The following is an 11,164-nucleotide window of genomic DNA, read 5'->3' as shown; positions in this document are numbered from 1 at the left end:
TCCATCGGCCCATGGCCGGGACCGACAAACAGACTGAGGATAAGGAAGCCAAGCCGTCACGGTTGGACGAAGCGAAGGGCGTGATCGAGAGGTACCTCAATGACCTGCGCGAGATCATCAGGAAACTACGCCAGAAGATGAATTAAGGCCGCTTGAGTCGGCGGCGTCGGCTATCGGCCGCAAACGGACGTAGGGCTGCGCTTGCCACGACCGCCGCTTATGACCCAAAGCTGACTTCGACAATGCGTCATCAGCCGCGTTTGGGAATGAGTCTCAAAAGGACCCAGCCAATGAAGCAAGTTCCTGCAAGTGAGCCGATTAGCACCAAGCCGAACACCCCTGGTTCAGCCTGATAACTCACCCAATGTAGTGGGGTAGACTTATCTCCGTAAAATACTCTACATGTAAAGACGGCGGACAAGACCTCAGCAAGAACAAGCAGCCACAACGCAGCAAGCAGACTCCACGCCGCAACCGATTTGGCCTTCCGCATCATTGCATTAGTTCTGCGCGGGATTCTGACTTTCTGACCTGTCATGGCGCCATCTCAGCTGACAGCGCCTCGTAGCGCCGTGAGAATGAATGAAGACAAATTGTGTAAACGACGTTGGCGGACGAACGACAGTTCTTTCTATCGCTTTAAGGTCGAGGAAATCATTTGACGCTAGTGGATCGCGGCAACCTTAGAGGTGGAGGCGGTTGCGCCAGGAAACCCGTCGAATGTACTTGCTCACCGCCTGTCTGATAGTGTTGGCCTTGACTGCCTTGGTGGCGTCTCGCCGGGCCAGGCGTCTGCCACGGACCCGTCAAGGACGGTTCGCAGCGATCTGGCCTGTTCTTTGCTCGGGAATTTGTGCGCTGGGACTACTCGCAATTTGGCGTGCTCAAGGTGTTCAGGACGTCGAGCCCTCTTTATTGACCTGCCTCCTCATGCTGGTTGTCGCCTTCAATGCCGGCTGGTTCATCGGCATCATGGGTGAGTGGTCGTGGCAGTGACGATAAAGGTCGATCCATATGGACACCGTCAACGTGATCCTGCTGATCACGACCTTCGTTCTCGGATTCGTCGCGACCGTCCTATGGGGGCCGGACTTCGAATGGATTGGGCACGACGTTGAGGCCGCTTACATCTTCAAGATGGTCACCATCGGGCTGGTAGTGTTCTTCTTGATCGCGATCACTTTCGGCCTCATCTGAGACCTGACAAGACCCGCACAGGGCGAAGCGAGCGCATGCAAACTTCTGCTTTTGGCCCGTGGCTGACCTACAACGAACTCCGTCGATCTGTCGCTAACGATCCGAAGCCGACATTCGCGAACCGATGGAACTATTGGATTGGAAGTTCATTAATCATTAAGGATGCTCCAGTCGGGAGGCGGAGTTATGGGTATCGAGCGTATGTACCCACCTAAATACTGGCAGATGCGAGCCGAGGAGTTTCGCGCTAAGGCGGACAATACCGAGTATAGACAAACCAAGGACGCGCTCAGCAAGGTCGCTGACAACTATGACGAACTAGCTCAACGCGCCGGACGCATCCGTACAGTTCAAGACGCAGCAGAGTAGCTGCCCGCGAGCAGTGGGACGAGTAAGGCGTAGAGTTATGGATCGCGCCATGCTAGAGCGGCACTTGGGCATAGCCGAGCGGCACGCCGCGCAAGGCAGAGAGCATCTTGATCGGCAGGAACAGCTCATTGCCGAACTAGATCGCAATGGCCACGATACGGCGGAAGCCATAAGAGTACTCACCACACTGCGCCAAACGCAGACACTTCATGAACAAGACGTGGAGCGCCTGCTAAACGAACTTGAAAATTAGGCCGCCCCTCAGTTGGTGGCTTTTTTCGTTCAGCCAACGCTGACTTCCGCTTGTGGCCGATTTTGTTGCAAAGGTCGGCTGTAACCGACGATGCCGTTCGGCCATTTCACCTGGGCGTCGGGACCGAACCTGAGCGGGAGGCGCTCGCGCAACCAGCGATGCGAGCCGCCGCAAGTTCTGGGCGATGGCAGCAAGAACAAACTCGTCCTGGGCGCCTCGTGGACCGCGGAGTCGGAGCCGGCCGAGCTTGAGGATGCGCTTGAGGTACGCAAACCGCATCTCGATTTTCTTTCGCTCACGTCGCGACTGCTCAAAGCCCTCGGTGCCAGCGAAGGAGGGTGCAACGTCTCGGGCGTGTTCATGGACGTCGCGTGGGATCTTGCGTGCGGGCTCTTTGGGCAGCAATGCGGTTTGAGCGGGCATACATCGCAGTCGATCTTGCTGGCGCGATAAGCGTCTTGCCCTAGTGCACGGTGCTGCATGTTCTCGCCTATAACCTCACACGGGTGATGAACATCGTCGGCAAACCAAGCCTGATTGCAGCCATGCGCGCCGCCTGAAGGCCGGAAAGCGCGTCCAAAACCGCAATACCCCGCCGCGATACTCCGTTTGGCCCAGACATTGACTATCGGAGCGACGACATCGGCCGACTGCAATGATTGGCGGCAACGGCCGCTCCCGACCTGTGCGTTTGCACACAACCAAGACCCAAACCGGACACCAACCCCTTAGGCTGCCCGTCGTTTAGGAGCGGCCCGCTCACGAGATGATCGGTGCTGCGCAGCAGCCCTATGGCCTCGCGCATCAGTTCGCGCGAATGACTCAGCATCTGCTGATCGACGGCTTAATCGGGCTTATAGATCATCGAGGTCACGCTCCTTCGGAAGCCCGCAGAAGCGACGCGCTCAACCTCAGAATCGTCTATTTCCCAAAAGGGTCGCTACATTTTGGGCCATGGCCACGATATCGATCGGCTTCTCCCAGAGCGGCACGTCGTGGAATTCCGCCTCGATGCTGATCTTGTCGTAGCCGGTGGTAAACACGAAGGGCACTTGGCGCGCCCTGAGCTCCCGGGCGATCGGAAAGATCGGCGCAGCGCGGATGTTCACGTCGAGCACTGCAGCATCCAGGACGCCGCCGCTATGCAGCATCGCGACCGCATCCTCGATGTGGCCGACGGGACCTGCGATCTCTGCGCCGAGCTGCCGCAGCGCGTTGCCAATGTCGTCGGCGAGAAAATACTCGTCTTCGACCACGAGAATGCGGCGGCCCGCGAGCGGCGCAGATTGACGCAACGATGGGGCCGAAGCTGAAACGGACATGATCCCCTCCGCAGAGCCCTCCACCTTGGAACATAAGTCGGGGGGCCGCCTTGGTGCAAACGATGCAATCGGAGGTGAGTTCCATGGGCAACCGCGACATCATCGTGATCGGGGGCTCAGCCGGGGCCACCCAGCCTTTGAAGCAGATCCTGAGCCGGCTGCCGGCGGACCTGCCGGCGGCCATCTTCATCGTCCTGCACATTCCGGCGCAAGGGATCGGGATCCTGTCCACGGTCGCCAGCAGTGCTGGCCCGCTCCCGGTCCGGCAGGCCGAAAATGGCATGAAGATCGAGCCGGGCCGGATCTATCTTGCCGCGCCTGACCATCATCTGCTGCTGGCGGAAGATCGCGTCATGCTTGGGCGTGGTCCGCGCGAAAACATGGTCCGGCCGGCCATCGACGCGCTGTTCCGCTCGGCGGCCCTCCATCACGGCCCGCGGGTCATCGGCGTGCTCCTGAGCGGCCTATTGTCGGACGGCGCAGCCGGCCTCAACGCCATCAAGCGCTGCGGCGGGATGACAGTGGTGCAGGACCCGTCGGACGCCATCTCCGACGAGATGCCGTTGCGGGCCATGGAGGCCACCACGGTCGATCTCTGCGTCCCCGGCGCCGGTATGGGCGACGTGCTGTCCGAATTGGCCCGCGAACAGGCGGGCGCGGTGCTGCCGATCCCACCTGAGATCAGACTTGAGGTCCAGATTGCCGCCGGCGAGCGGATCGGCAGTGACAATCTGGTCGCAATGGCTGACCCGGTCGCGCTGACCTGCCCGGCGTGCGGGGGGGTGCTGTCCGAGGTCACGGAGGCCCGGCCGATGCGCTTCCGCTGCCAGGTGGGGCACGCCTATACCGCCGATGCCCTCGCCAAGGAGCAGGAAGGGCGGGTCGACGAGGCGCTGCGCGTCGCGCTGCGCATCATCGAGGAGCGGGCGGAGCTGGTGCATCGCATGGCCTCCGACGGCCGCCGCAGCGGCCGGGCTGCCGTCGCCGAAATGTATGAGGCGCGGGCGGCCGAATACCGCGAATATGCCGACATGATCCGGCGCGTCGTGCTAAAGTCGCTCGATCCCCCTGCGCGCAAGCGCGAGGTATGAAGATTCCGCCATGACCATGTCGCTCGCCGAATGCACCAGGCAGCTCGACGCCGAGCAGCGTCTTCTCATCAAGGCAAACGCCGACATCGAAGATGGCCGGCAGCGTGTGTACGATCAGCAAGCGCGGGTGCGCGAGCTGCAGGCTGATGGACACGACATTCGCCAGGCCGAGCGTCTGGTCGAGCTGCTCAAGCAGACGCTGACGGAGTGGGAACGTCATCGGACCCTGATCGAGGCGCGGGTCCTTCATCTTCGCCACGAGGCCGACCAAGCGTCGCGGGACGCTTGAGCGCTGGCCGCCTGAACTCCGCGCCGAGCTCGTACATGTAATCGAGCTGCTGCGCGACGCTGCGGCGCCAGTATTCGTTCTCGTTCATCAGTTGGCGGGCGGTCGCGAGGGCGCCCTCGGCCCGCCGGATCAAGGCCGCCAGCTCTCCCGATAGCTCTCCGGTCGGTTCCTGCGGCATCTCCGGCCTATGGCGCTTTCGGCTCTCGCTGACAACGCACCCGTTCGGCCGAAAGAGGCTAGGCACATTTTTGCCTTTGATCTGTTGGGATAATATGGATTCCTGCTATTTGCACAGGCCGGGCGCCCGTCGCTCCCGGTCACGTAACGAAAGCTGCCAGAGTCATGCATGAAGTCGGCGACCAGCCGGTTGATGGAGAGCGCAAGTTCAAGTCTCCGCTGGTGATTGGCGTAGGCGCCTCGCCCGCTGCGATGGACAGCATCGCGCGCTTCTTCGCGAAGCTGAACGTCGCGGACGACCAGGCTGTCGTGCTGGCGCTGCAGCATCACGAAGCCTTCGATGGGCCGCGGCTGCGCGAAATGGTCCAGGGATCCAACGGAAGCAAAGTCGCCGACATCCGCGACGGCCAGACGATCGAGGGCGGCACGGTCTATCTGTGCCAGCGGGCGATGATCACCACCATCCAGGGCGACCGGTTCGCGATCCGCAAGGCCGAGCAGGCGCCGGGCGAGCGGGCCACCATCGACAGCTTCCTGGTGTCGCTGGCGGAGGAGCGTGCCGAGCAATCGATCGGCGTGATCCTCGCCGGCACCGGCGGCGACGGCACGCTCGGCGTTGCCACGCTCAAGGACCATGGCGGTCTTGCGATCGCCGAAAAGCTCGCGAGCGAGGAGGCTGATCCTCTGCTCGACAGCAACATGCCCTCAGCCATCGCCGACTACATCCTGCCGCCGGAAGAGATTCCGGAGCACATCCACGTCTATGCAAGGCACCTGCGCCGCTTGGAGGAGAAGCAGGGGTTTGACGAGGTGCTGGCCGCGGCCGCGACCTCGTTGTCGCGCATTGCCGACATCCTGCGCAACAAGTCCGGCAACGACTTCCACGGCTATAAGCAGAACACCTTCCTGCGCCGCGTGCAGCGGCGCATGCAGGTGGTGCAGATCGACGACATCGCGGCCTATGTCGATTTCCTCAGGAAGGATAAGGACGAAGTCCAGCACCTCTTCAACGACCTCCTGATCGGCGTCACCGAGTTCTTCCGCGATAAGCGCGAGTTCGAGGTGCTGGAGACCCAGGTTATTCCGCAGATCTTCGACGGCAAGGGCCCGGGCCAGCAGGTCCGCGTCTGGGTGCTCGGCTGCGCCACCGGCGAAGAAGCGTATTCGATCGGCATTCTCCTGCGCGAGCACATGGCGCGGATGGATTCTGCGCCGCAGGTGCAGATCTTCGCAACCGACATCGACGGACGGGCGCTTGCGACCGCGCGTGTCGGCCGCTATCGCACCAACATCGAGGCCGACATGACGAGCGAGCGCCTTGCGCGCTGGTTCGTGCGAGAGGGCGATACCTATTGCGTGGTGAAGGAGCTGCGCGAGATGTGCATCTTCTCGCAGCACAACGTAATCAAGGACGCGCCGTTCTCTAAGCTCGACCTCGTCTCCTGCCGCAATCTGCTGATCTATCTTAATGCCGAGCTGCAGAACCGGGTAATCCCGCTGTTCCATTTCGCACTGCTGCCGGGGCGCTATCTGTTCCTCGGCAATTCCGAGAACGTAACGCGGCACCCGAAGTTGTTCGCGCCTGTCGACCGCCGCGCCCGCATCTTCAGGAAGCTGGAAACCGGCACGCGGCTGCCGCCGGAATTCCCCATCACCACGTCGGCCAGCAGGACCCCGGTCGAGCTGCCGCCGGTGCGCTCGTTCGGTCCCGACGTCGGACTGGAGCGCCGCGCCCAGCGCGTCGCGGAGCGTTATGCGCCGGCTTATGTCATCACCGACGACAATTTCCAGATCCTGCATTTTTCGGGGCGCACCGGCCGTTACATCGAGCCGACGGCAGGCACTGCCACGCTGGACCTGCTTCAGCTGGTGCACCGCGATCTCCGCCTGGAGCTACGCACCGCGCTCAGCCGCGCCGCGGAGACCAACGAGGCGGCGCATGCCGAGCAGGTGCAGCTTGGCGTGAACGGTCACCGCGTCCTGGTCGACATCACCGTGGAGCCGATCCAGGAGGGGGCCGGCCGCCATCGCAATTTCGTGGTCCTGTTCAAGGACGGCCCGTTGCGGGTGGTCGACACCAACCAGGGCAACAGCAATACGCTGGTGCGCACCGAGCATGTCGAGCGGCTCGAAAGCGAGCTGCGTGCTACGCGCGAGCGCCTGCAGGCGACCATCGAGGAGCTCGAAAGCACCAATGAGGAGCTGAAATCCTCCAACGAGGAATACCAGTCGCTCAACGAGGAGCTGCAGTCGGCCAATGAGGAACTAGAGACGTCGCGCGAGGAATTGCAGTCGGTCAACGAGGAGCTCACCACCGTCAACGGCGAATTGGCCCATCGTGTCCAGGAGCTGACGCGCGCCACCAGCGACCTCAAGAACTTCCTCGAAAGCACCCAGATCGCCACCGTCTTCCTCGACAACGATCTGCGCGTGATGAAATTCACCCCGGCCATCACCCAGATCTTGCATCTTGTCGAAACCGATACCGGCCGTCCCATTGCTCATATCAAGGCCCGGGTGCCCATCGAAGAACTCTACGAGGACGTCCGTCGGGTACTGCGCACACTCGCGAGTGTCGAGCGCGAGTTGAGCGCGCCCGACAGCGGCACGCGCTATATCGTGCGCATCCTGCCTTACCGCAGCATCGACAATTTCATCGCCGGCGTCGTTATCACCTTTATCGATGTCACCGCGATCACTCGCGCCGAGGAGCGGCAGCGCATGCTGCTGGCCGAATTGCAGCATCGCGTCCGCAACACCCTCGGCGTGGTGCGCTCGATCGCCCGCCGCTCCGCCGAATCCGCCGCCACCGTCGAGGAATACGCCTCCCATCTCGACGGCCGACTCAATGCCTTCGCTCGCACTCAGGCGCTGGTCACGCGCGATCCCGAAGGCGGCGTCGATCTCGAATATCTGGTGGTCGAGGAGTTGCTCGCTTACAACGCGCGGGAAGGCGAGCAGATGCGGGTCTCCGGTCCCAAGGTACGCTTGCAGCCCAAGGCCGCCGAGACGTTCGCGCTCGCGATCCATGAGCTTGCGACCAATGCGGTGAAATACGGAGTCCTCAGTCAATCGACCGGGCGCATCGAGGTTACCTGGCGCCTCGAAGAGAGCCGCGAGCCGGCGGAGCTGGTGTTCGAATGGCGCGAGCGCGGCGGGCCGCAGGTTAAGGCGCCCGCACGCAAGGGCTTTGGGACTGAACTTCTGGAGCGTACGCTGGCATTCGAGTTCAAGGGGCAGACCGCGATCGCGTTCGATCCCTCCGGGCTGCACTGCACGATCGCCATACCCTTGAACAAGCGCACCTTCCACACTCCGGTGGTGGTTGGCTGATGCCATTATCGACGTCCGATCGCAGCCTCATGGAGCCGGTCATTCGCCGGCTCAACATGCTGAAGCCGCTGTCGGCGGAAGCGCGTGCATCGCTCGAATATGCGATGTTCGAAGGCCTCCAGCGCGCCGGAACGGGCGAAGACCTGATCTCCGAAGGCGATCCCGTTGACAGCGTCCGCGTGGTACTGTCGGGATGGCTCTGCCGCTACAAGACGCTTGAGGACGGACGGCGCCAGATCGTCAATTTCATCTTTCCGGGCGAGAGCTGTGATGCGCACGCGTTTCTTCTTCGGGTGATGGACCACTCCATCGCGACGATGACGCCGGTGGTCTTCACCGAGATCAAGCGCCCGCGCTTCGAGAGTCTTGTCGGCGGTAACCCCACGCTGTCGGAAGCGTTCTTATGCGAAACGCTGGTCAACAACGCCATCCAACGTGAATGGGCCATTAATCTCGGTCGCCGGGTTGCGCTGGAGCGCGTGGCGCATCTGTTCTGCGAAATCTTCGAGCGGCTTCGTCCAGTCGGGATAGTTGAGGGCAATTCCTGTGTCATGCCGATCACCCAGATGGATCTTGCCGATGCTACCGGTCTGTCAGTCGTTCATCTCAACCGAATCCTGCAAGAGCTGCGCGCATCAGGCCTGATCGTGCTGCGTGAGCGCGCGCTGACCGTCCCTGACTTCAATGCGCTTAAGAATGCGGCCCTGTTTTCGCCGAGCTACCTCCAGCTCTATCGCCGCGGCTGACGAGCCATCAGCCTCCCCGGGTATCGGTGATCCGGCAGCAGCGCCACCGCTGGCGATACGCGTGGAGGCCAAGCCCAAGTACGTAGTGTCGTCGACGCGAAAGGCCTTCCCGTGGACCAACAGCCACCACATCGCTGCGGCCTCCGCAGGGGCGTGCAGAGGCTCAAGGACGCGACCCCGCCCGGCGTGCTCCTCGGTAGGTCGCGGTCCGCGGTCATTCCATCGGGTTCATGACCGATCCAGACAAACAGACTGACGGAAAGGTAGCCCAGCCGTCGCGCTTGAACGCATCATCGAGGAGTACATCGCAGACCTCTGCGAGATCATCATGAAGCTGCAGCAGAAGTTAAATTGACACTCCCGGAGGGGCGGCGGCTGGACTGCCCCGAGGGGCTGCACCGCCCATTGTCGACAATCTGGTTGGCAATATTTAACGGTTCCTAGGTAGGGGGCCGAACTCTTGGACTGAATGTTCATGCTTTGTGAAGCGCCCGGCGCCCCATATTGCTCCGCAGCGTGAACGCTGTTCTCGACCAAAAATCAATGTACTGGCGTGTCGTCGTTAGCATGTGAAAGTTTCGGCCAGCGTCGAATTGAGCTAGAGTAACTATATGCAGGGCTGGGGCAAGGCGGCGCCCGCACAGCGGTGCCAAGCCACGTTAGTTGAGGGGCCTGCTGTACATCCCGGCTTCACTGCTTCCATCCTCAGCGGCCTAATTCGATTTTAGCAGTGGCCTGTTTCGCCTTTGGAGCGCATAAACGGGGATGCCCGATTCGCACCACCGAACCTGCCACTGTGGAGCGGTCTATAGCCGAACCGAGGCGATGGCCTCAGCTCGGCAGATCGCCAGCTTTGAGTGCTCGGTTTGCGGTGCCACCATGGAATCGTGGAACACCGCTTGGGTGCCCACCTATAGATTGATTGCTGGCCCCGTGCGCCTTCCGCGACCCAGCTAGTTATTGCAACGCTTAGCAATTCCGCGGATTAGCCACGGATGGCAGAGTCGTTCGGCACTTCATTCACTATTGTTGAGGTGACCTCGGACGACGGTCCGCAGCCAACGAAGCAGATGTGGCTCGCGTTAGCCAAGCCTAGTCAGGCATTGACGCTAGTCCTTGCTGCCGTTCCCGAAGGCTGGACTGCGGAAGTTGTGCCAGCGGTCCTCACAGAAAAGCAGCAGAGGATGTTCGAGGAACTCAACCTCGAACCTGGCGACGTTTACAGGATCGCTCCAAAGTAGGCCGCCTCAGTGGCAAGTGTCGTCTGCTGTTGGCCCTGAGCGGATCTTGCCGCGCAGCCCGCGGATTTTCTGCTTTTGGCTCACTGGCGACATTCCGGCCTCAAAGAAGAGTCAGTTTATAGACTCGTACAAGAACCGACATAGAGCGACGCTTGACCGCCATAGCAGGTTGTGATGGAAATACAGCACACGCAATCGAGCGGGGGCTCTGGATATGCGTCGAGGTGGGATTGCGTGCGCGCTGCTGCTCGTAGGGCAGCAAGCAATGGCTCATGATGCTGTAAACGGCGCCAAAGGGCTTCACCCCAGAAAACCGCCACGGCCCTCGACAAGATCAACCTGGGACCCGCTGATTGAGAGTTTAGGACCATCGCAATCTTCGGCGGCATGGAGCTGCTGCTCTGCCTCGTCGCTTCTATGAACTACGCCTGGATCCCGCATCCTCCTTCGAAGGCGGCCCTGCGTCCGCAGGATTAGGAAGCGTTCGCCCGCGCCCGCTCTCGACCTTCACGACGTCGCTCGCGACGTCCGCGTCGTCGCCTAGCGCGCTCCGGCGGCTGCGGAAGCGGTGGTATGGGCGCATCCCTGTTCTCGGCTGGCGCTGTCTCTGTTGGTGGCTCGACGGCGGTGCGCGCCTCCATGAACTCTAGCACTGTCCGTCCCTTGACGGTGATCTTCCAGCCGCCGTTTTCGCGCTCGACGAGACGTTGCGAAAAGATGTCGAGGTCCGGTACGCGCGCAGCCAGCCGCTTTGTTCGATCGGCCCAGTGCCGGCCGCTGGTCGCCAGGATCGCCATGTCGCGCTTGAGATCGGCCATCGCGGCAAATCCATCCGGATAGCTCACCAGGATCTTAAGCACCGTGACCTGGAAATTCACCCCCGCCTCCGGTCAGCGCCACATCGTCGGCGCCTGCGAGAGAGCTTGGCGCCCGATCTGCTTGAGGCGATCCGGAGAGGTGTCCCCTTTGGTCGCGCGGCTTCCAGGATTTTCGAGGCCACGTGGGCACGGGCGCCCGTCTCGCTCCGCGAAACGTTTTCGCAGACCTCATCTAGGACCGCGCGCAAAAGTGCGGTGGTCACGGAATCGAACATGAGAACCCCCACAAGAAAATTTACCATAACGCAGTGGCGGCAGCGTCAAATTT

The 11,164-nt window shown here is 61.6% G+C and carries 10 protein-coding genes and 2 pseudogenes; 8 read left to right on the top strand and 4 right to left on the bottom strand.

The window, feature by feature from the left end; translation table 11 throughout:
- Positions 1 to 1,014: 1,014 nt before the first annotated feature.
- The 3 genes from GGD61_RS31065 (at position 1,015) to GGD61_RS31055 (ending at position 1,819) form a co-directional block, all read left to right on the top strand.
- The gene (locus tag GGD61_RS31065; protein WP_183231768.1) at positions 1,015 to 1,197 is read left to right on the top strand and encodes a hypothetical protein; all 183 of its coding nucleotides are present in this window, start codon (positions 1,015 to 1,017) and stop codon (positions 1,195 to 1,197) included.
- A 186-nt stretch (positions 1,198 to 1,383) separates the two neighbouring features.
- Complete coding sequence (locus tag GGD61_RS31060; RefSeq protein ID WP_183231767.1) at positions 1,384 to 1,566, top strand: hypothetical protein; 183 nt, start codon at positions 1,384 to 1,386, stop codon at positions 1,564 to 1,566.
- Positions 1,567 to 1,603: 37 nt separating this feature from the next.
- On the top strand, positions 1,604 to 1,819 hold the full coding sequence (locus GGD61_RS31055; protein WP_183231766.1) for a hypothetical protein: 216 nt from the start codon (positions 1,604 to 1,606) through the stop codon (positions 1,817 to 1,819).
- Between the two features lie 135 nt (positions 1,820 to 1,954).
- On the opposite strand, the pseudogene GGD61_RS31050 reads toward GGD61_RS31055, so the two are convergent.
- Both GGD61_RS31050 and GGD61_RS31045 read right to left on the bottom strand, forming a co-directional pair.
- Positions 1,955 to 2,271, bottom strand: a pseudogene (locus GGD61_RS31050) (transposase); the annotation flags it as partial.
- A 459-nt stretch (positions 2,272 to 2,730) separates the two neighbouring features.
- Complete coding sequence (locus tag GGD61_RS31045) at positions 2,731 to 3,141, bottom strand: response regulator (protein WP_183231765.1); 411 nt, start codon at positions 3,139 to 3,141, stop codon at positions 2,731 to 2,733.
- A gap of 83 nt (positions 3,142 to 3,224) precedes the next feature.
- Here GGD61_RS31045 and GGD61_RS31040 point away from each other — a divergent pair, with 83 nt between their 5' ends.
- The 5 genes from GGD61_RS31040 (at position 3,225) to GGD61_RS31020 (ending at position 10,018) form a co-directional block, all read left to right on the top strand.
- On the top strand, positions 3,225 to 4,232 hold the full coding sequence (locus GGD61_RS31040; protein WP_183231764.1) for a chemotaxis protein CheB: 1,008 nt from the start codon (positions 3,225 to 3,227) through the stop codon (positions 4,230 to 4,232).
- Between the two features lie 10 nt (positions 4,233 to 4,242).
- Positions 4,243 to 4,521: a hypothetical protein gene (locus tag GGD61_RS31035; RefSeq protein WP_183231763.1), complete on the top strand. Its 279-nt coding sequence runs from the start codon at positions 4,243 to 4,245 to the stop codon at positions 4,519 to 4,521.
- Between the two features lie 342 nt (positions 4,522 to 4,863).
- Positions 4,864 to 8,031, top strand: a complete 3,168-nt coding sequence (locus GGD61_RS31030; RefSeq protein ID WP_183231762.1) for a CheR family methyltransferase — start codon at positions 4,864 to 4,866, stop codon at positions 8,029 to 8,031.
- Positions 8,031 to 8,777: a Crp/Fnr family transcriptional regulator gene (locus GGD61_RS31025; RefSeq protein ID WP_183231761.1), complete on the top strand. Its 747-nt coding sequence runs from the start codon at positions 8,031 to 8,033 to the stop codon at positions 8,775 to 8,777. Before GGD61_RS31030 ends, GGD61_RS31025 begins: the two co-directional genes overlap by 1 nt.
- A 995-nt stretch (positions 8,778 to 9,772) precedes the next feature.
- Positions 9,773 to 10,018 (top strand): hypothetical protein, encoded by a 246-nt coding sequence (locus GGD61_RS31020; protein ID WP_183231760.1) that lies wholly within the window; start codon positions 9,773 to 9,775, stop codon positions 10,016 to 10,018.
- Between the two features lie 473 nt (positions 10,019 to 10,491).
- Here GGD61_RS31020 and GGD61_RS31015 read toward each other — a convergent pair whose 3' ends face one another.
- Positions 10,492 to 10,896, bottom strand: coding sequence for a hypothetical protein (locus GGD61_RS31015; RefSeq protein ID WP_183231759.1), 405 nt, complete (start codon positions 10,894 to 10,896; stop codon positions 10,492 to 10,494).
- A 12-nt stretch (positions 10,897 to 10,908) separates the two neighbouring features.
- Positions 10,909 to 11,111, bottom strand: a pseudogene (locus GGD61_RS40790) (hypothetical protein).
- Positions 11,112 to 11,164: the final 53 nt, after the last annotated feature.

This window comes from Bradyrhizobium sp. SBR1B (genome assembly GCF_014198205.1).
Classification (GTDB): Bacteria; Pseudomonadota; Alphaproteobacteria; order Rhizobiales; family Xanthobacteraceae; genus Bradyrhizobium.
The sequence above is the reverse complement of the archived record's forward strand: the minus strand, read 5'-3'. Positions and strand labels throughout refer to the sequence as shown.